Here is a 20,631-nt window from a genome sequence, read left to right on the forward strand (position 1 = left end):
TTACGCCCCTACATCTATACAGCGAATTTTATATTCGTTTATCATGTCGTCGTGAATAGAACGTTTTTGTTTTCCAAAGCGTATTAGCACGACCTTATCGGATCTTCGACCTGCCGCAAGTACTCCCGGCAAAATATCGTCGTCGATCGAAACGACCCCAACGAAGTCGTCCGTCATGCTCAGCATAATTGTGTCTGCAACGAGCATTGTGTCGATAAGCTTTTGTTTGCGAAACGAAGCCACGTCACTCGTTCTTGTACGGCACTGGTCGACTGGGCATCTGCCTCTGCACCAGGTCGCCAGATCGGTGAGCGGGCACGAAGCGCGGCGCAGTGAGCAATTGGCTGGTGGCGGTTCGACCGTGATGCGTGATGGCAGGCTCTCGGGCCGCACTGTGTTTACGAATCGCTCGCCCGGATACGCGATGAGACACTCTGCTGCTTCGACCAACAAGCGAGGTCGAGTCTTCATCTCACGAAGTCGTCTCGGAAGCCTGCCTGTAATTTGCGCAAGATGCACCTTGTCGTGCGTTTCTGCCCCTGAGGGATACTCGTACCAGCCACCATAGAGCCGCATGCGAAGTTCTTCAACGACGAACCCGTTCGCGTCGACGATGCGCGCCACGCCCTGTACGAGCCTCTCGACGGCCTGCTCGTGATCTCGGTAACTCGGACGGCTTCCCGGCCGGAATCCGGCTTGGTTGTAGTAGTCGACGAGGGCGTGAAATATCGGCATGTTCTTTCGCACAATACGTAAATCCCACGCTATGTCAACGTCCTTGACGAACCCTGCTTCTGGCGTTTCGAAGTCTTGCCGCCGTCGGCACGTCGACCATCTGGAAGCCGCGCAACTCTGCGGTGGAATCTGATCGAGCGACGTCAAGGTTCCCTGCGGCTCTCCGTGTTCGAAGCTCCCTCGAGCGGCGCCAATCCATCTGCTGGCACCGCTTCGGCGTAGTTGCGGCATTACAGGTGACGAGGAAATGGTGGGAGATACCTTTTGCACGACAATAGCGCCGAGGAGGCTTCGACCGGTGCCGTTAGTGCAGGCAATGCCGGCACTAACGGCTCGGACCAGCGGCCGTCGTTTTCGGTCTTGTTGCTTCCTTCGTCTCGTCAGCAGACCGCTCGTTTGGCCTGCCAGAAGTATCCATACGATAGGTCCGGCGCTGCTTCAGATAGGGGATTTGTGGCATGCAGGGGCGGTGACGGTGGCGCAGGAGCATCTTGCGTCGAACGTGCTAGGCGGGACGCTCGTGCATTTGCTTCGATTGGCGCAGCCATCGGATGCGGAGCGTCGGGTATTGCTGGCGTGTTTTGCGGATGAAGAGCACGTGCTCGGGCTGTACGGGGCGGGGCTTCGGTTTGCGTCATGGGGGTATCGCACGTTGATGCTTGGGGCGAGCACGCCGCCGGTGGCGGTAGCGCGCGCGGTCGATGCGCTTTCGCCGGACCTCGTGGGCCTCAGTGCGACGATGCTGTTGCCGCCGCCGCGAGCGCGCGAGCTTGTGGATGCATATGCGGATGCGTGTCATTCGACGCCGTGGGCGGTGGGAGGAGACGCGGCGGAATCGATGCGCCCGTGGATCGAGGATCGTGGTGGAATATGCATTGGGCGCGATTTGCCGGGCGCACGGCAAGTGATTGAAAAGGCGGTCGTGACGAATCGACGAAAACGCAACGGGCGGGGGGAGTGAGGCTGTCAATTGGCCAAGCGTTGCTCTTCGTCGCCGCTGTCGTCCGTATCGTCGGGCTTGTACCAATCGGGCGGGCTGTAATCGACCGGGGTCCACTTGCTTAGCGGATCCCAGAAGTATTGCTCGACGGGCGTGAGGTTGACGTTGGTCAGGCCGTGCTCGTCGCGCAATTGGCGCACGCGATCGGTGACGATGATCGAGCCGGTCAGGCCCCAGGCAATGAAGATGTCTTCGCCGGTCCATGACGCCTCATCGATCGCGAAGCCGCGAATGGTGTCGATGCCCGCGCTCATGCAGTAGTTACACGTAAACGGTTTGCCGTGCTCGATGAGGCTTCGTGTCAGGTCTACTCGTGTGCCGAAGCGTCGAGGAGCGACGTGAAAGTATGTAACGGTTTTTCGCCCGAGGCGTGCTGGGCGAACACGAATTTTTTCCAGCGGCGCGAACTCGATCCCTCGTAGGTTTGCCGCTTCCCACGCGGTGCGGAATCGCTCGGAAACGAGCAATTCCATGCCTGGGCCAAACGCGACATCCCCGAGCGCCTTTCCGTAAGCCTTGAGCTCAGCGCGGTAGGGCGGAAACCAGGGCAACATGCCGACGCCCCTTCCACAGACCGGACAGGTTTGACAATCCCCGATCTCGCCGATATGTGCGGGTTCCATGGTGTCAAACTTCGTTTCGTGGGGCAAACCAACTACGAGTTCCAGTACGTAGAACTGCATCTTTTCTCTCGTCAGAGCCCGTTGGGAAAACGCCAGTCGAGCGTCTTGTCCGTCTTGTACAGGTCGCGTAAGTACGCCTCGAACTCGGCAGGCGTCGCCTTATCGAATCTCCTCAGCCAGTCGATCACCTTCTCCTCCATCTGCCGATGCCACGTCTCGTAACCGCGGTGCGCACTTTTGTCCACCGCTTGAGTGACAAACCGATCGTCACGAGCTTTGTACACGTTCTTGAGCGTCGTGTGTTGCTGAAGTACTTTGTGGATCTCCTTGGAAATCGCATGATGCCAATCGCCCGTACACTTGACCCACGTCTTCGTCCACTTTCCGGTCTGCTTACCGCCTGGCCGTTGGGATGGCTTGACCCGCGTCGTCGTGGTCGTTTGCCCTGACGCCGCTTTCGGCGCTTGCGGCGGCTTCGCTGCGGGCGCTTGCGGTGGCTTTGCGGCCGGCGCTTGCGGCGGCTTCGCTGCCGGCGCCGGCGGGGGACTTGGCGCAGGCTGACTCGTCGCTTGGGGCGTTCCCGACGAGCTTGGCGCTGGGTCGTCATTGCCCCGCCAAACTTCAACGAACAACTGGCCGATGCCATGGCCCGCCGTAACGCACCCTGCGCCAGCCAATTCGAGCGATCCGGCCATCACGAGGACCCCTGGAGGTGCCCCGCCCCCCGTGGAGCTCATGCCCGCACCCAATGTCGTGCCCGCACAACCAAGAATGATTTGCCCCGTGCCCACGGCGATTTCGCCGCACGCTTTGCCTACGCGCGCCCAATACGTGCCTCGCGAAATGACACCCGTATGAATCGCGATGTCTGACGCAATGGCACCTCCAGGCACCGCGCCAACCGAAGCTCCTCCCGCGAATCCGCCCCCAAATTGCACGACAGGGTGCTCTTTGATCGGTGGCTGGTCTTCTGCTGTCGGCGGCGTCGTGCCATGTCGCGCCACAAAGGTGAGCGTACGAATGATCGCTCGAGACGCCATGTACCCGGCGACATCGGGAGGAGCGACTTGCGCGGCATAACGCGGGTCCGGACGCCTCGTTGCAACGGCACACGATTGCTCGAGCTCCGCGACCCATTCGGCCCGAAGCTCGTCGGGAAGGTCGGGCGGTTCGGCGGGTACGTTGCACTCGCTGTTCTCGCTGCGGTCGAAATGATAAAAACCCTTCGCGTCCGATGCGTACCAGCCAAAATCGAAGTCGCGATCCGTAATGGCTCGATCGGTGTTGGTTCCTACGGCCCAAAATTCCGCATCGAGTCGGTTTGCAGTCAATGGCGTGCAAATCGTGGCAAAAAACGCGCGCGGATTGCGCTCGCGCAGCTCGTGCACTGTCCAGCGGTGCGCACATCCAAGCATCGAGAGCGCAAACGACAAGCACCATAGAAAACGCAATAACTTCGATAGGCCGATCGTCACGCAACGAGGAAAACAGGGTGCCCAGCGGCAGGCAAGTTTTTGGCTCGCTGGAGAGGCTCTGTCGTGATGGCGCGATTTGTCGGGCGCGCGTCAGGCGATTGAAAAGGCGGTCGTGGCGAATCGACGAAAACGCAACGGGCGGGAATGAGGGGGTTGGCGAATCTGCGCATTCCACGGGGTTTTCTTGGCATTTCGCACCGTGAGCGGTCCGACACGCGGCGTGGCCGCGCCGCGGCGTGCATGCGGCCCGCGCGCCGTCGCCGGCCCGCGCTCATGTCGCCGAGTGGCCACCGCCGCCGCCCACGCGCCGATCGTACGCTCACCACTCGTCAGCAGGCGCCGGTTCCGGGTGCCAGCTACCGCCAATCACGAAGGGCGAATACACGCCCGAAGGCCTCGTTAGCAGCGCGTTGACGTCGTCTTGCGAAGTGGCGCCATGATACACGCTCGGACTCGTGAAATAATCATACGGCCCTTTGCCGAGTCCCGAATGGCTCAAGTCCTCGATGCGCACGGATATCGCCTCGACCAGGTACTTGATTTTCCGATTGAACATTTGTTCGTACCTCTCACGCTCTGAAACCTCCGCTTTCTTTTCCTCGTGCGGCACTTCCGGAAACAGAAACGGAAAGACGACGAGATTGCCATCGACCTTTTGGGTCAACGACGGCGCGAGAGGATCGGCGTGATGATCGAGCAGCGTAATCGTGACGGGACCGATGGGCCGATCCGCCGCGACCAATACACGCACTTCCAGCTTGCCATCATTCGTGCAATTGGTGACTGTCACGCCTAGGCCAAGCGGAGGCACCGGCAATGGCTTCGATGCAAATGAATCGCGGAAAAGCAGATGCTTGTCGGGCGCTTTGCGCGCAGTCCGGTCGCTCAGCCGATCGGCAATCGGCGACTTGACCTCGTAACCACGCGAAACGGGACCGACCATCGCCCGCGGCTCGCCGCCCGTATCCACGATGAATACGCCAAGACGCGGCCCTTCCGTCCCAAGATACGCGACCTTTCCCGCATTCGTGAGCGTAAAATAATCCGCAATGATGTCCGCCGCCTTCGACGCCCCGTCTTCACGATCCTCGAACATGTCGAAATACCAGCCCGTCCATTTGGGCGGCTCGCCCGAATCCATATATCCCCCCTCGGGGACGTATTCGGCAACCATCGACAACCACGTCGCCTGTTCGGGCGTCGGAGCACCTCGCGAAAGCTCCGTCTGCACGATGGCCGATAACGTTTGCAAAACGCGCAAGAGCCCCTCGTGCCCGCCTTTCGTCACGGCGCGCAATTGCTCGACGTGTTTGATGAGTGCCGCATAAAACGGCAATGCCGGCTCGACGTACGCATCCGGAATGGCGCAACCATACGCATCGTATCCTTGCCCGGACATCAAAACGAACGTATGCCGGAGCTGAGCGTATCCCACGAGCGCCGAGGACATGCGAAAAATCGGCAAAGGCATCGCGCTTCATGAACGACGGCAACATCCCCTCCGGCTGCTTGGCGAGCGCCAAAAGCGTGCCCATGAAGGCACCTTGCACGTCTTTGCTTTGGTTCGTCCGTTGCGCAAGATCCGCGCGTGCCGCATTCAATGCGTCTTTCAATTCGGGATAGGCATCCAGGTCGCTCTTCAAATACGCCGCGGCACGGTCGTGCCCGAGCGCGTAGGCAACATCGGCCGCACCGAGGTCGAATCGATTCGGCAATGCATCGTGCACCAAGCGTTCCAGCGGCGCGATGTCCGGTGCAATGCGTCCACCCATGATCGTCGTGATGACCGGCAATTCGGACACGCCTTGAGGCATGAAATGAAGCCGCGTCGTGCGTCGATATCCCTTTCCGATGGCAACTTTCAGTTTTTCCGGCGCATTGGGATCCGAGGGCCGAATGCGGTGCGTATCCATCAACTTCAACAGCTCCGGAATCCCCACGTCCTCGCGCTGCCCACCATATGCGCTGTAAACTTCCTCGAATTCCGCGAGCCTATCGAGCGCACCCGAGCGGCGAAAAAGATCGGCCAATGCAAGGGCGTTTCGAGCTTCGCGCGGCGTCTCTCGCGGATCCGGTGCGGCATCCGGATGCGACGATCGCGAGTCGCGTGAAACGAGGTTCCATTCGAATCGCGTGAGCCACGTCATGGTCTGAAAATAACTCGGAAAATTGAACGTCTCCACCATGTGCTCGTAATGCCCACGCGGCGTGTATTGCGAGGCGTCGATCATGCGGCGCCGACCGAAGACATCGACGGGCGTGAGGCCGCCATTTCGAATCCATGAGGCCATTTCATCAATCTTGTCGTCTTGTTTGAAGAGGGATGCGGGTCTTTTGTCGGCATCCCATTTGCGATTGAATTCGTTCGCCACGCCCAGATACAAATCGAGGTCCTTGCGCGCTTGCTCGTCATAAATGCCCTTCGACGCAGCGAGTCCCTTGGTCAGCTTGGCGAGCATGTCGTCGAGCGCGGGGGCGAGCCGATGTCGCTCGGCATAACTCAGCGCGACGTCCGTCGCTTGGAAAGCTGCGTGCAAAATGGGATCGACGCCGACGTAGAGCGGCAGCTCTTCCTGGAAAATGTCGTGGAATGCATTGGCGTAATCCATGTAGGGAAGCCGGTCGAGGACGACGAATCCGTTTTTTCGGAGCATGGTCTCTTCGTTGTCGTCGAGGTGCAAGTGGGCATCGATTCGATCGAAATACTTCGGCTTCTTTTTGCCGTCCCAGGGATCCTTCGCGGCGGCGTTTCCTGCGGGCACGACGCGCGCTTTGGCTTCCCAATCGCGAATGTGATCATTGCTGACGTAACACGCATCGGCTCCTGGGGGCGCGACGTCGACCCAATCGCAAAAACCGGACTCGCCACAATTCGCATCGAGCGCCTCGAAGGGCTTCGCCCCATTGCGTGCTTTGACCACGGCCACGGTCGTGGGCAGACCGCACGCTTTGTCGTCGATGTCGCGCAGCGCGAGGAATGATGCGGAATGCTGGGCGTCGGGCGAAGGCGGCGCCAACATGCGCGACGGCCCCGAAGCACTTTGCGCCGGCGTGCAAGGATCGACCGCGACATTGCGTGCCGACGGACGACACGATAGACCCAGCATCGTTGCCATGACGAGGAGCGCGGCCGAGGGCAAAAGGAAACGACGTTTCATTGGTACAATCCTTTGATGCGAAAAATCATCCCGACGTGCCATTCTTTTCGACGTAACGGGTCGTCGCTCGTCGCTTTTTCTTCATGCGACACGGCCAAATAAGCCGCCGACTTTCCCACAACGAGGTCCACTGGCCACGGATATTCGAGCCCGACCAAGTCCCCCATTTTCACCGACCCAACGAATGCCCCGCTTTGCCTGTCCCATACCGTCAATTTGCGGCAATTCGAATCGAGCACGCAAAGTTTGTCCCCGCATGCGTCGGCATCCCGCGCCCAGCAAATGCGCTCGTCTTCCTTTGCCGAAGCATCGTCCCACGATTTGCCGACTTTGACTTTTTGCTTGCCGTCGCGATCGTGAATCGCCACGTAATGCGTGCCTTCGACGCTCGCGCCGACGATGACGTCGTCGCCCCAGGGATGCACGAATGAAATCGCGAGCTTTTCGGTGTCTCCCCAGCCTTCGATGGGCCATTTTTTTTCTTCGCACTGGCCTTGGGTATCCACCACGAGAATGCGGCCGCCATCCATTTTGAACCCGACTTTGCCGCGGCCGATGACGCTGTGCACGCTGCACTTGGCTCGAGATAACATTCCCGACTTGTACCTGCGCGTCTCGAAGTCCGACGATACCAAGATCGATCCGGTCTCCACGACCGAAATAGCTTCGATCGGCATTCGTCGCGGAATGTTCAGCAAACCGTTTCGGCCAAAAGCCGAATCGAGCGCCAATCGGCAACCTTCACCGGGCACTTCGACATAACGCCGCAAATTGCCTTCATGGTCGAGCACGATCAATCCACCGTCGGGCGCAATGTGCAACGAATGAATGGCTTCATTGAACCATTCATGCTTCATATCCGGCGCAGCCGTATCCAAATGGCACAGCTCGGCAATGATTTGCTTTCCGCCGATGTTCACTTGCTTGCGCGCTGCCCCTTCGAGCACATCGACGTGGGGACGGGCAAACTTTTCCTGGGGACAGGGTTTTGGCACGTCCGCCTTCGGCGTGGCTGCACAACCGGCTGCCGCCAAGTGAATACCCATGAGGGCAGCCCAAAGCTTTTCCCGGTCGCGCCGCATATACGCTGGAGACGCTAGCACATTTTTCGCCGACGTGGTCAAGACAATAGGTTCGCCGCACGATGTTTCATGTTACGCTCGGCTCGATGCATGGTTCTGTTGCGCGCGTGATGTTTGGTTTTGCGCCGTTTGCCGCTTGTTTTGCGCTGCTCGGATGCGCTTCGACCGCGGTAAGCGGCGGAGGTGCGGCGCTCGCGCAGTCCACGTTGCCCTGTGACGTGGCGGCGCGTGAACGTGCGCGTACGGCCGGGTTGCTCGCCGAAGGGCGACTCGATCGCTGCATTCGCGTGATTCGGCGGGCTGATGCAATGTGTCCGCAAAGCGCGCCGGATACGTGGGAAGCGCTCATGACGGCGCTCGCGGAGGTCGGGCGCGTGGATGAAGCGCGCAGCGTGGCTGTGCAGATTGAAAAGGCGGCGCAGGCGTCGAGTGAATCGAAAGCCGCTGCAAAGCGAATCGTGGATACGATGAGCGCGCCTTCGCCGACGTCACCGGACACGAAACGAGCTGCGGAGGATGCTTTCGCCAAAGCGACGATTGCACGCGGAAACAAGCGGCATGGGGAAGCAAAAAAGGGGTTTCTCGAAGCGTGGTCGTTGTCGAAGCCGAATGGCCGGGCGCTGTATTGGGCGGGCATGTCTGCGAAAGAAGTGGGGGACAAGGCCGAGGCGCAAAAGCTCTTCGATCGCGCGTTGGTCGAATTGGAAATAGCCACGGGAAAGCCGGTCATCGTCGAAGCTCCCGACTATCGGGGAGGGTCGTCTTGGCATGGACATGATGCCGCTGCATGGAGTCGCGATGGTCGATGGTTTGCATCAGCCATTGGCAAAGTGGTGACGATTCGCGATCGGTTTCTCGATTTCACCGAAGTGCTGACGTTCGAGCCGCACGAGCACGAAATTCATCGCCTGGCAATATCCCCGGATGGCAGGATGGTCGCGTCCGTCGCAGCCGATAATGCATTGAAGGTCACGCGGCTCTATCCGCGTATCGAGGACATCCCTGGTCAATGGCCCGAGGTTTGGCAGGGGTTGTTCGAGTTTTCCTCTGACGGCAAGATGCTCGACGTGGGCGGGCGCCTTTTTGACTTGGCGACGGGCGAGCCCAAAGGCGGCAATGTTCCGGAGGCTCATCCGTATGTCACGTTTTCGCCAGATGGCAAAACGTACGCCTCAGGATCCAGCGATAGCAGGGTATATCTCTCCGATGGCGCTACAGGAAAGATTTTGCGCACATTGGAAGGTTTTGACTGGTTTTCCTTGACCAGTCGGGATCGCAGCGACCATTCCAATGCCAAGGCTGTGGCGTTTTCCTCGGACGGCAAGATGATCGCTGCAGGTTCCGATATGGAATCGATTTTCATTTGGGACGTGGCCACGGGCGCGAAGAAAGCCGAGCTGCGGCATCATGGCATGGATGAGCGTCCGTCGCGCAATTCCCTCCTGTTTTCACCCGATGGCAAAAAACTCGTATCGCACGCCACGGGCCCTCGACCCGTGCGCTTGTTCGACCTGGAAACAGGAGCCATCATTGAAATCGAGGGTGGGGGGCAGGGTGCATTCTTTTTTTCTCCGGATGGCAAGACGTTATCGTTGGGCAGGATCAACGGCGCCGTCACGGAATGGGATACTTCGACGGGGGCGCGCATTTCGGAAGAGCTTCGCCCTTCTTGCAATGACATGCAGATTGCCGTTTCGCCCAATGGAAAGACCATTGCATTCGGATGTCCTGGTGATTCCTTGCGGCTGTGGAATGTCGAAGACGGCACGACACGCATCCATCCTTCCGGACCGCGGGGAGGACACTACACGAACGACATGTCGATTGCGTATTCGAGCGATGGGCACCTGTTCCAATTGACCAAGAAGGACGATGTATTGCGCTTGCTGGACGTCGAAACCGGGCAAAAGCGCACGATGAACATGGCTTACGAAGGGCGCCCGATCATATTTTCGCCGGAAACGGAGACGTTCGCCACGGGGATTGCCCATGCGATACGTTTGTGGCGCTTCGATGGTGGAATGCGTAACCTCGTCGGGCACGAGGGTCCGGTCGGCGAGGTGGCGTTTTCCCCGGATGGGAAAACCATTGCTTCAACCAGCGCGGACAACACGGTGCGTTTATGGGACGTCTCGACGGGGACCGAAATGCGCAAGCTCGAGGGCCACACGAATACGGTCTCGCATTTGCGCTTTTCGCCCAAGGGGGATGAGCTCGCGTCGTATTCGTGGGATGGCAGCACGCGTTTGTGGGACGTCGCAACGGGAGCGCAAAGAGAGCTATTTCAAGGGTGCAGCCGCCCGGTCTTTTCGCTGGATGGCACAACGCTGGCGCTCGCATGTCATCCCGGATTGCGTTTGTGGGACCTGCAGAAGGGGAGCGAGCTGCGGCGATTGACAAATATCAAAGATTCCGTCATGGCTCTTTCGGCCGACGCCAAGACACTGATCACCTTTTCGGGAAGTAATGGTCTCGTGCATTTTTGGTCGTCCGCGGGCAAAGCATTGTTTGCGTTGGGATTCGTCGCTGAGCACGATGTGAGCATATTGCTGTCAGCCGATGACGCGCCGTACGTGGAGATTGTCGGTCCCGATGATGACGCTGCAAGAAAGCGCTTGCGCTGTCGTGCTGGGGATACCAGCTATGGCTTCGATTTGTGCCGCGAGCGATTCGAGGCACCGGGGTTGCTATCGAAGCTGCGCACGGGTGATCGATCGTATACCGACCCTTGAGCGCGAGAGGAGCTGTGCTAAGCTCCCGCCGCGCTCGGCGCACGAGGTGCACACATGGTGGAGTTTTCCTACGGCAATGCGGATTTTGCGAGTCTTCGACGAGCGGGGTGCTTCTACGTCGACAAGACACCGTTTTTGCCGCTGCTCGAGAGCCCCACCTTCGGCGGGAAAAACCTCATCTTTCTGCGTCCCAGGCGGTTTGGCAAGTCGTCGCTTCTCAGCATGATGAAGCATTATTACGACATTTCCATGTCGCCGGAGTACGACGAGCTCTTCGGGGGCTTGTGGATCCACGACCATCCCACGCCGGAGCGAAGCCAATACTTGGTGCTACACTTGAACTTCTCGACGGTCACGACGAGCAGTGACGAAACGGTGTTGCAGGCCAATTTTCTGACGAGCCTCCAGGGCGGGCTCAACGAGCTCATCGAGCGTTATCGTCACCGCCTCGCGTCGCTCGAACGTTTCGAGCAACAGATGGGCACCTTCACCGATCCGGCGGCGCTCATGAACAACCTGCTGGGCATCATCGCGGGAACCAAAGACAAACTCTACGTCTTGATCGACGAATACGACACGTTTGCCAACGCGCTCTTGTCAGCCGACCAAACGGATCTTTACTCGAAAATCACAGACAAATTTGGCTTTGTCCGGGCATTTTATCGGGCCCTCAAGGCAGGTGCGGACAGTGGAGCCATCGGGCGGGTGTTCATCACGGGCGGCACGCCCATTCTGCTCGACGACCTGGTGACGGGATTCAACATTGTCACGAACATCTCGAATGCCCCACGTTTCAATGCATTGGCAGGCTTCACGCGAGCGGAGGTCGAACGCGCGGTCGACGAGCTTCTGCGCGACATCCCCAGCCTGATCGATACCGTTGGGGATCGCAATGAGCTCATCGAAACGCTCGAACGGTTCTACGATGGGTATCGGTTTTCCATCAAAGCGCGCGACCGAGTATTCAATTCGACGCTCGTGATCTATTGTCTCCGGGAGTTGGCAAATTCCGGCGAATATCCAACGAACATGCTCGACGTGAACGCGCGGACGGATTATCAAAAGCTGCACCGTCTATGGGCGTCGGCGGGTCCGGCCGCGGACGAACGCCGCGCAGCGCTCGAACAAATTCTCTCCGAAGGGAAGGTGTCGAGCCCCCTCGTGGAACGTTTTGGCATGCGTACGGAAGCGACGACGAGTCAATTCGTGTCGCTCATGTATTACACTGGAATGCTTACGCTGGCGCCCGAACCGCCCAATTTGGACGTGTATCATTTCGAACCACCCAATCGAGTCATTCGGGACCTGTCGTGGGAGCATTACACGAGGCTCCTCGAAGACTTGCAAGGGTTGGTGCTCCGAAGTCAGCCCATTGCGCTAGCGCTCCTGGACATCACGCACAAGGGAGACTTGGAGCCTTTTTTGGACTTGCTGCGTAAAACCATTTTGCCCGTCCTGAGCGTCCGGGATCTGCGCAAACACGACGAAAAAGCCATGAAAATGCTTTTGATCGGGATCATCGTGACGGCGGGACTGTTTCATGTGCTCAGCGAAAAAGAATTTGCACAAGGTTTCAATGACCTGTTCATCACGCCCGTGCCGGCCGTACATGTTGGCAAATATGCCTGGATGTTCGAATTGAAGTACGTGACGACGGATGCGAGCGAAGACGCCAAGAACGCGGCCTTCGAGCAAGCCGAAGCGCAACTCGAGCGTTACATGTCGGACCCGAATTTGGTCCCGATGTTGACGCGAGGGCTGGGATTGAAAGCAGGGACGATGCTCTTCGTGGGTGGAAAGGAAGTTGTTTTTCGCGAATACGCCCGAACGAGCGCGTAGGTTGATGCTCGGACGAGCACACTGTCTTCATGCTTGCGTAAAGTCCGAAACACGCGTAGCATGCTCACATGCGAACGCCCCTTGCTTTTTGCGCAGCACTCCTCGCTGCTGGTTGCTCTGATCTCACGCCGATGAACCCCCCGCCGACCGGTTCGAGCTCGTCGGGCAGTGGTGGAAGTGGAGGTGACGCCGGAAGCGGAGGCACGGGCGGAGGTGGCAATGGGGGCGGCGGAAGCGGGGGCGGGCTTGTTTTGGATTGCTCGCCGAAACCAGCGCCCGAATTGCCTCCAGAGACGTTTTGCGATCGCATTGCCGCGGGAGGGCCGGGCAAGCGCGCCATTCACGTCGACCTTTCCGCCGCGCATGCGGGCGTGCGGTTCTTCTCGCCGGTGAACGAATACGCCGACGCCGATCAAGCTTTGGCCGCGGCGCTCTTGCCCCCCGATGCGCTCGATGTCGTGAACTTCGACACCTATGTCAATGCGCTGTCGGGCATTGCGTGTGCATTGCCCGCTGCGGAAACACCGCAACTCGACGCCGCACGCGTCGATATCGTCAATGGCACCGTGGCGCTCGTTCGGCCCGGCCTGGGTCCGGTCGACGTGCCGCCCGACGTGTCGGCGATCGTCGTGGATTTGCGCGATTTGCCCGATGTGCCCAATCTGCGCTCCGTGCTCGATGCCGCCGTTTCCCAAGCGCTCGCGACACCCATTCCGCGCCTGTCCAAACGCGTCAGGCGTCATTATGGAATGACCGACGAGCAATTCACTCCTTTCAATCTTTACAAAAATACGATCGCCGAAATCGCCGACGATCCGATTCCTGCCGCGAGCAACACCGATCGGAAACTTGCGCTCCTTTCAAGTGCGAAACTAGCGCCCGAAGCCGCGGCAATCGCGCTCGCCCTGCGCGTTGCCGAGCGCGCGACGATCGTTGGCGAAGGATTACGAGCAGACGTTGCCGAAGCACGATGGCAAGGCATTGGCAATACGGGAATCGCATACCGAACATCGGATTTGATTTTTGCCGACGGCGCGCGTGTTCCCGATTCGATCCCCGCCGATCGACGAATGGCCGAACCTGCATGCATCGTTCATGAAATCCTCGATTTGGCGGCGCCTTTGCCCATTGAGTCATTACCGGCTGATCGCCCAGAGGAAAAAAATATCGAACCATTCAACAAACGGCAGCCGCCGGTCATCGACCTCGGTACGGCTCGCGCAGCGCTCATCGTCGCTCATGGCGCAGCCCGCGCGTTTTTCCCATACTTCGGCGTCGTGCCCGATATCATCGACGACCGTCTGGTGGAAGCGACCAATCTGCTCGGAACGACCACGCCCGACCGCCTCATGGTGCGAAACGTATTGCGTCGATTCGCCAACGCCCTCGACGACAGCCACACCCTCATCCGCGATTACGTCACCAAACCCGCCGGCTCATTTCCTTCGTACCTCGAATGGATCAATGGCGAGGCCGTCGTGCGTCAAACCCTCGCCGTGGGCGTAAATCCGGGAGACACGCTCACGTCCATCGGTGGCGTACCCGCATCGGAATGGTATGCCACAGAAATGGCTCGCTCGTCGGGAGCTACGGATCCATATCGATTCGTCGTGGCTTCTTACGAAGTCCAGCGGCTCATGGGGCCCATCGAGCTGGGACTTCGCGATGTCAATGGAGTCACCAAGACGCTCAATTTTCAGCCGCAGTCCATGGCCGATTTCGGCGCCGTTGGTTTTACCCCCACGCTGCGCCCCGCCGGTTGGCTAAGCGATCTCGGAGCACCGAAGCTTTATTATATCAACCTGACCGGCGAAGTGCTCTACGACATGAACGATTTTCACGTGGCTCTCACGGAAGCCCAAACCGCTGACGGCTTGATCCTCGACATGCGAGGTTTTCCCGGTATCGATTTGTCCGAAGTGGCGTCTCGGTTGATTCCGGCACCGTGGTCCGGCGCCATCTTCCGCATTGCAATGCGCACCGGCCCCGACGATGTCGCCATCGACGAATTCGCCGACAAATTCGAGCCGCTCGATATGCCTTCGTACGGCGGTCCCATTGCGCTCCTCGTCGGAAATGGCTCGCTCTCCGCAGCCGAGCATTTCTCGCTCGCGCTGGTCGATGCCAAACGCGTCACGGTCGTTGGTCGAACGACGGCGGGCACCGATGGCAACATCACGGGCGTGCAATTGCCTGGCCAATTCGCCATGTCGTTCACGGGCATGGACGTTCGTCACGCCGACGCGCAGAAGAGCGTTTTTCATGGCGTGGGAATCGTCCCCGACATCGACGTCACGCTCACGGCCCAAGCATTTGCCGATGGAGTCGATCCCGAGATCGAAGCAGCCATCGGCCATTTGCTCATGGGCCCCTGATTCGGACGATTGCTCCGGCTCGTGCTGTGACGAAGCTCACGGACACACCAAGAGCACGTTTTGTCCTAGACCAATCGGTCTAGACTGGTTAGTCTAGGGGCGAACGGAAGGGAGAGCCATGGCCGCTCCACAGCTACCGATTGGTTTTTTGCGCTTTCACGACGACGATTTCGTCAACTACCAGCTCAACCGCGCGTATGCGCTCGGCACGTTGCCTCGAACCGTGGCTGAACGAGGGGCTGCGCGCATTCGGGGGCCCGAGGACGTTCCCGAAGTATTCGGTGCGCTTGCGGACGAGGCCGAACGCGAAGCGCGGTGGACCGAGGCGGCCGGGTGTGCGCGAGTTGCGGAATTTTTCACGTTGCGCCCGTCGGAGGCGCAGGTGGCCGCGTATGAACGATATCGCGCGCTTTGGGACCAATCTGTCGAAGACGAGGAGGTGACGCGACACGAAGTGCCTTATGAAGGCGGCTATTTGTCGGCGCTCACGCGTCCCGCGGTCGGGGAGCGTCGAGGTACGGTGTTGTTTTTTGGGGGATTCGATTCGGTCATCGAAGAGTTTTTTCCGATATGGCGAGGCCTGTCCGAAGCTGGATTCGATGTCATTGCATTCGATGGTCCCGGCCAAGGAGGCGCTCGGACGTTGCACGACGTTCCGCATACGCACGATTGGGAGCGTCCGGTGGCGGCGGTGCTCGATCATTTCGGCATCGAGCGCGCGGCGCTCGTGGGCATGTCCATGGGCGGGTATTGGGCGATTCGCGCGGCTTCTCGGGAACCTCGGATTGTCGCCGTCGTGGCTTGGGCAGCGGTGTACGATTGGCTTGCCAGGTTTCCGCGGTTCGTGGGAGCATTCGTTCGTCGCATGATTGGCTGGACGAAATTCATGAATACGACGATTCGCTGGAGGATGCGCCTGTTTCCCATTCTTCGGCACGTCGTGGCGCAGGCGAATTGGATGACGCGCTCATCGGAGCCTGTCCAAGCTGCGCGGTGGTTTTTGGGCATGAATGCCGAGCACCAGGGCTCGGAGCGAGTCACGGTGCCGACGCTCATTTTTGCAGGCGAACATGATCGATTTCAGCCGCTCGCGCTGGCCAAGCTTCAAGAGCGGGCGCTGACTGGAGCGCCGGTGACGATGCGGGTATTCACGGCTGCCGAGAACGCAGACCAGCATTGTCAAATGGGGAATTTGCCATTGGCGACGGCGGAGCTTTGCGATTGGCTTGGCAAGACGATGGGTGCGGACACGCGGGAACGCGCTGCATGAGCTTTCGAGAAAGTTTTCAGCACCGCGAAAAGCTGCTCGCTGCAGCGATTGAAGCATTCGTCGGTTCCGGCTTCGAGGGCGCGTCGATCAATGCAATTCTGACGACGGCGGGGATGAGCAAGGGCCAATTTTATCATCATTTTCGCGACAAGGAGGATTTGTACTTCGGCGTCTGTGAAGCGATGCTCGATCGCAAACGCGCGTTTTTCGAAGCGCATCCGGTGCCGATTTCGGACGATCCGTTCGAAGCAATTGGCAATCAGCTCCGGGCGGGGATTGCATTTGCGAAGGCGAATCCGGACATCGACGCGTTCGGGCGAGCGTTTTTGCGAGAGCGAGGTCGCCCCATTTTCACGGCTGCATTGCGGAAATTCTCGCTTGCGGATCATTCGGGCTTGCGCGACGTGCTGGCGCGAGGATTCGCGAGGGGAGCATTCCATTCGGGATTTTCGCCGCGATTCGTCGTTCGGGCGATGAGCGCGGTGCTCACGGTCGTGGACGATTTGCTCGACGCGGACAATCCGGAAGCATTCGAGGAGGGGCTATCCGAGCTGGTTATGTTTTTGCGTCGAGGGCTCGGCGCGGGCGGGAGTACGTGCTCGGCGCGCTAGCTTTTCCTGGACATTCGCTGTCAAGCTTTCCCGAAATGGGCGAGCAACGCTTCGAGCACGGCGGGTTCTTCGGCTTCGTTGAAATGGCGACGTCCCGGCACGTGGACGATTTCGGCGCCAAAGCGGTCTTTCCACGCGGCCGCATTCGCCACATGATCGGCCGTGAAGGGGTCGTTGTCCGACAGGACGACAGCTATTTTGCCTGCGCGCGCTCGAATGGCGGCATCATCGAGCGGCGTGTCCATCCACGGACGAATCATCTCCCAGGGTTTGTCGACTCCAAACCAGCCGGCTACGCACAAGACGCCCGCCACGCGAGCTCCTTCGGGCAAGGTCGCAAGAAAGCGCAACACGGCCTGACAACCGACGCTGTGCCCGAGCAGCACGGTTTCGGAGAGCGTTTTGGCATCCGCTCCGACGACTTCGCGAATTCGCCCGGTCCAGGCGGCGATCGTCGGCGTCCCCGGATCGGGCATTTCGGGGCTGAGTATCTCGTCGAACGCAGTGGGCGATAGAGACGCAAGCGACGCACGGAGCCACGGATAAAAATCCTTTTCCGGTCCGCCGCTCCAGCGAGGGATGATGCAAAGTCGTTTCATGTTCGTCCTTTTTGAGAGATGAAGGCGGTACGTCCCAGGTCACACTTTCGACGTTCACGCCCATTCGTTATCGATGTCGAGTAAGTCCACGTCCGGAAAACCATGGCGCGCAATCAGCTCCTCGCGCGAAAACACGCGTTGTCGAGGGTCGATGATTTGCGCGAGGATGTCGTCGATCTCGCGCACGCTTTTCTGCAAGGCCTGAATCACGGGCTGCATTGCATTCATCGCGCAGACATACCCATCGCTCGCTACGAGCACGCTGCCGTTGTAGTCGATCACGCCTTCGCAAGCCATGCGGAATGCGAGTATGCTCGACCAGATATCCCGGATCTCGTCCGCCCGGTACATGGGCACTCCGTCCACGATCGCCCTTTCGCTATCGAAGTGCGGCGGCCAGTAGGGCTTCAGGAGTAGCAGGATCGCTCGATGGTCGGTCGAACTGCGTTGCATCAAGAAATAGCCCTGGAAGAAAAACTCGAAGGACGTCGACTGCCGATAGAAATCAAGCCCCGTCCCTTCTCGCCAGGAGCCCGAGGGGCCTTGTATGCTCACGTGCTCTTGTTCCAGCGCATTCAGATGCTCGACGTGCGGCGGCCGCGAGCACGGAAGCAGTTCGAAGGCACGCAGCAACGCCTCGAGCTGCCGATGGCGGTACAGCCGAGGGGGGTTGTCCTTGACGGCTTCCTCCGTACGTTCACCGCTATCAGGAACCATACGCGCGAAGTCGAGGCACCGCGCCAGGATGGAATACGCCGAGCAGGTTTGCTCGTCCCGGTAATCGGTGGGATACGCCGGAGCCTTGGTTTGAGGCTCATCTGTCCGAGTGTTTCCCATGTTCTGGAACTGATAACACGTTTCCTTCTCGAAGGGCACGCGTTCGGCGTAGCATGATGCTTCGCCGCGGCACCGAGTGAAGGACAGACAATGTCCCATCTTGGCGACGTTCAGCATTGAGATGCCGAGAATACCGCTGATACGGTCGATTGCATGCCGACGAAGTCGAAGCAAGCTGTACCGGAGACGGCTTCGGATCCCCCTTCAGCCAGGTCCCCGGTCGTCGAGGATCCGGTATACGAGGACGAGCATGAGGAACGGATTGCGATCCAGGAGGAATCGCGCGGGAGGTATGACGGTATCGAGTCCGCCTTTCCGGCAGTCGACAAAAAGAGCGTTGAAAAGCTCGAGCCGAACGCAGGAGAATGAAGTTCAGAACGAGCCGTGCTCGGTTCGCACTTGATTACCCTAGGATTTGTGCTGGTATCAAATCACCCACCATTCACTTGTTCCCCGAGCAAGCTCACGAGACGCTTGCGGCCATCGGCCCCAACCGCACCCTCCGCGGAAAACAAAACCCGACCATCTCGCCCGATGAGAATCACGTTGCTCACGCCGCGCTTGATGGAATACGCCTTGCGAAACCCCCCATCCCAATCGCAATAAATCGTCGTCTTCTGCTTCTTGGATTCTTCGCGGATCGCGTCCTTGACAAACCCCTTCGCCGGCCACCAATTGTACGAGCTCACGTCGGCAATGGCTGCGAGCGCAATGGCACTCTTGTACTTGTCGCCCTTCGCGAGCTTCGACAAATCGTCCTTCAGCGCCTGATTCTGCTTCGCCGAATCCTTATCCTCGTACACGATCAAAATGGGCTTGCCTTGCAGCGACTTCATCTGCAGCGCTCTCCCATCCGCATCCTCCACGCGCGCATTCGGCGCAGTCACTCCTTCTTTGAGCACCGCCAAGGATGGACTCGGAATGAGCGCCGTTGCAAGGGCGGCTGTGGCAACGAACTTCGAAGTTTTTCCGCTTGAACCCATCGAGATCCTCCATCGGGCGACGTGGCGTCCTGTTCGTGTACATCCTTTGTACAATGTTTGGAAAGCTTGGTCAACCTTTGTTTCGTCTTCGACGCCGTTTTCCGGAAACGGGCGGTGGTGGTGGTCGAGGTGGTCGGGCGTTGGTGCACGGGCTTGACAGGTCGACGAGCGTGCAAAGATTGGCCCGCGCTGCCGGACATGACCAGAGGCTCTCCGATCGAGACGATCGAGCGCTCTAGGCGTTGTTTACCGAATGCATCCGACGGTCGAGTCGTGGGGGCAGGTGTTCCCTCGCGTCGGAGTGCGGGCCTGTGAAAGGCCTCGGGGCAGGAGTTTGTCAAAAACGCACGGAGGCAATCATGATGACGACGCGGATCAGTGATGTGGACAGGACGTTTGCGGCCATGGATGAGCTCCGCCGCCGGATGGAGCGGGTTTTCGACGAGTACGATGGTCGCGCGGGTCAAGGTGCTGCACGGGCGTTTTTCGAGCCGTTCGAGTTTGGATTTCAGCAGCGGCCGGTCGCCACGTGGCCTCGAGTTTCCGTCTACGACACGGGCTCGGCGCTGGTGCTGTACGCCGAAGTGCCTGGATTGAAGGAATCGGACATCAAGATTGAAGTTGCGCAGGACGTGCTTTCGCTTTCGGGTGAACGCAAAGCCGACGCTCCCGAGGGGTATGCGGTGCATCGACGTGAGCGGCCGCCGGTGAAGTTTGCACGCAGTTTGGCGCTGCCGTGCAAGGTGGATGTCGAGAAGGCGACGGCAACGGTTGCCGATGGAATCCTCGCGTTGACATTGCCGAAATCGCCGGAAGCGCGGCCTCGGCAGATTACGGTGAAAGCAGCGTCGTGAGGGACGGACGACCAAGCAAGGGAGATCGAGCCATGAATACGGAAACCAATACGACCAAGCGTGAGTCCATTGCTCAGAACGCCGACGCGCGCCGCACGATTGCTCCTGCCGTCGACGTGTACGAAAACAAGGAAGAAGTGTTGCTCGTCGCGGATGTGCCCGGCGTGCGCCCGGACGACATCGATATTCGATTCGAGCGGGGCGAGCTGACGCTGACGGGTCGTCGGGCGAAGACACCCGAGGGCAGTGTTCTTGCGGCCGAGCAACGATTCTTCGATTTCCAGCGGACGTTCACGGTGCCGCAGAGCATTCAGGCCGACGCGATCAACGCCGAGGTCGCGCACGGCGTGCTCAAGATTCACCTGCCCAAGGTGTCGGCGCAAAAGCCGCGACAAATTGCGGTCAAAGCGTCGTGATGGATGGCGAGTCGCACCTCACCCCCCCAACCCCCTCTCCAA

Annotated in this window: 18 protein-coding genes; 9 read left to right on the plus strand and 9 right to left on the minus strand. The window is 59.4% G+C overall.

What is annotated here, in order from left to right:
• Positions 1 to 882 (minus strand): hypothetical protein, encoded by an 882-nt coding sequence (locus IPM54_21520; GenBank protein MBK9262368.1) that lies wholly within the window; start codon positions 880 to 882, stop codon positions 1 to 3.
• 100 nt (positions 883 to 982) lie between these two features.
• On the opposite strand from IPM54_21520, the gene IPM54_21525 reads away from it, so the two are divergent.
• Positions 983 to 1,696, plus strand: coding sequence for a cobalamin B12-binding domain-containing protein (locus tag IPM54_21525; protein MBK9262369.1), 714 nt, complete (start codon positions 983 to 985; stop codon positions 1,694 to 1,696).
• Between the two features lie 5 nt (positions 1,697 to 1,701).
• On the opposite strand, the gene IPM54_21530 is transcribed toward IPM54_21525, so the two are convergent.
• From IPM54_21530 to IPM54_21550, 5 genes are all read right to left on the minus strand, one after another.
• Complete coding sequence (locus tag IPM54_21530) at positions 1,702 to 2,289, minus strand: hypothetical protein (GenBank protein ID MBK9262370.1); 588 nt, start codon at positions 2,287 to 2,289, stop codon at positions 1,702 to 1,704.
• A gap of 140 nt (positions 2,290 to 2,429) precedes the next feature.
• Positions 2,430 to 3,833 (minus strand): hypothetical protein, encoded by a 1,404-nt coding sequence (locus tag IPM54_21535; protein MBK9262371.1) that lies wholly within the window; start codon positions 3,831 to 3,833, stop codon positions 2,430 to 2,432.
• Between the two features lie 319 nt (positions 3,834 to 4,152).
• Positions 4,153 to 4,974 (minus strand): DUF3160 domain-containing protein, encoded by an 822-nt coding sequence (locus IPM54_21540; protein ID MBK9262372.1) that lies wholly within the window; start codon positions 4,972 to 4,974, stop codon positions 4,153 to 4,155.
• Entirely contained in the window at positions 4,913 to 6,991 is a 2,079-nt protein-coding gene (locus tag IPM54_21545) for a DUF3160 domain-containing protein (protein MBK9262373.1), read from the minus strand. Before IPM54_21545 ends, IPM54_21540 begins: the two co-directional genes overlap by 62 nt.
• Positions 6,988 to 8,037 (minus strand): hypothetical protein, encoded by a 1,050-nt coding sequence (locus tag IPM54_21550; protein MBK9262374.1) that lies wholly within the window; start codon positions 8,035 to 8,037, stop codon positions 6,988 to 6,990. Before IPM54_21550 ends, IPM54_21545 begins: the two co-directional genes overlap by 4 nt.
• A gap of 122 nt (positions 8,038 to 8,159) precedes the next feature.
• Here IPM54_21550 and IPM54_21555 point away from each other — a divergent pair, with 122 nt between their 5' ends.
• The 5 genes from IPM54_21555 to IPM54_21575 all read left to right on the plus strand — a co-directional run bounded on the left by IPM54_21555 (position 8,160) and on the right by IPM54_21575 (position 16,900).
• Positions 8,160 to 10,805 carry a PD40 domain-containing protein gene (locus tag IPM54_21555; GenBank protein MBK9262375.1) on the plus strand — a complete coding sequence of 882 codons (2,646 nt, stop codon included), beginning with the start codon at positions 8,160 to 8,162 and terminating at the stop codon, positions 10,803 to 10,805.
• Between the two features lie 54 nt (positions 10,806 to 10,859).
• Positions 10,860 to 12,644 carry an AAA family ATPase gene (locus tag IPM54_21560; GenBank protein MBK9262376.1) on the plus strand — a complete coding sequence of 595 codons (1,785 nt, stop codon included), beginning with the start codon at positions 10,860 to 10,862 and terminating at the stop codon, positions 12,642 to 12,644.
• A 68-nt stretch (positions 12,645 to 12,712) separates the two neighbouring features.
• Complete coding sequence (locus IPM54_21565; GenBank protein MBK9262377.1) at positions 12,713 to 15,019, plus strand: peptidase S41; 2,307 nt, start codon at positions 12,713 to 12,715, stop codon at positions 15,017 to 15,019.
• Between the two features lie 118 nt (positions 15,020 to 15,137).
• Positions 15,138 to 16,289, plus strand: a complete 1,152-nt coding sequence (locus IPM54_21570; protein ID MBK9262378.1) for an alpha/beta fold hydrolase — start codon at positions 15,138 to 15,140, stop codon at positions 16,287 to 16,289.
• The gene (locus tag IPM54_21575) at positions 16,286 to 16,900 is read left to right on the plus strand and encodes a TetR/AcrR family transcriptional regulator (GenBank protein MBK9262379.1); all 615 of its coding nucleotides are present in this window, start codon (positions 16,286 to 16,288) and stop codon (positions 16,898 to 16,900) included. Before IPM54_21570 ends, IPM54_21575 begins: the two co-directional genes overlap by 4 nt.
• 20 nt (positions 16,901 to 16,920) lie before the next feature.
• On the opposite strand, the gene IPM54_21580 is transcribed toward IPM54_21575, so the two are convergent.
• Positions 16,921 to 17,499, minus strand: a complete 579-nt coding sequence (locus IPM54_21580; GenBank protein MBK9262380.1) for an alpha/beta hydrolase — start codon at positions 17,497 to 17,499, stop codon at positions 16,921 to 16,923.
• Positions 17,500 to 17,553: 54 nt separating this feature from the next.
• A complete protein-coding gene (locus IPM54_21585) occupies positions 17,554 to 18,375 on the minus strand; it encodes a hypothetical protein (GenBank protein MBK9262381.1) in 822 nt (273 codons plus the stop codon).
• Between the two features lie 114 nt (positions 18,376 to 18,489).
• On the opposite strand from IPM54_21585, the gene IPM54_21590 reads away from it, so the two are divergent.
• On the plus strand, positions 18,490 to 18,705 hold the full coding sequence (locus IPM54_21590) for a hypothetical protein (protein MBK9262382.1): 216 nt from the start codon (positions 18,490 to 18,492) through the stop codon (positions 18,703 to 18,705).
• A gap of 62 nt (positions 18,706 to 18,767) precedes the next feature.
• On the opposite strand, the gene IPM54_21595 is transcribed toward IPM54_21590, so the two are convergent.
• Positions 18,768 to 19,319 carry a hypothetical protein gene (locus tag IPM54_21595; protein MBK9262383.1) on the minus strand — a complete coding sequence of 184 codons (552 nt, stop codon included), beginning with the start codon at positions 19,317 to 19,319 and terminating at the stop codon, positions 18,768 to 18,770.
• 362 nt (positions 19,320 to 19,681) lie between these two features.
• Here IPM54_21595 and IPM54_21600 point away from each other — a divergent pair, with 362 nt between their 5' ends.
• Both IPM54_21600 and IPM54_21605 read left to right on the plus strand, forming a co-directional pair.
• Positions 19,682 to 20,173, plus strand: a complete 492-nt coding sequence (locus IPM54_21600) for an Hsp20/alpha crystallin family protein (GenBank protein ID MBK9262384.1) — start codon at positions 19,682 to 19,684, stop codon at positions 20,171 to 20,173.
• Positions 20,174 to 20,205: 32 nt separating this feature from the next.
• Positions 20,206 to 20,589, plus strand: coding sequence for an Hsp20/alpha crystallin family protein (locus tag IPM54_21605; protein ID MBK9262385.1), 384 nt, complete (start codon positions 20,206 to 20,208; stop codon positions 20,587 to 20,589).
• Positions 20,590 to 20,631: the final 42 nt, after the last annotated feature.

Source organism: Polyangiaceae bacterium (assembly GCA_016715885.1).
Classification (GTDB): domain Bacteria; phylum Myxococcota_A; class Polyangia; order Polyangiales; family Polyangiaceae; genus Polyangium.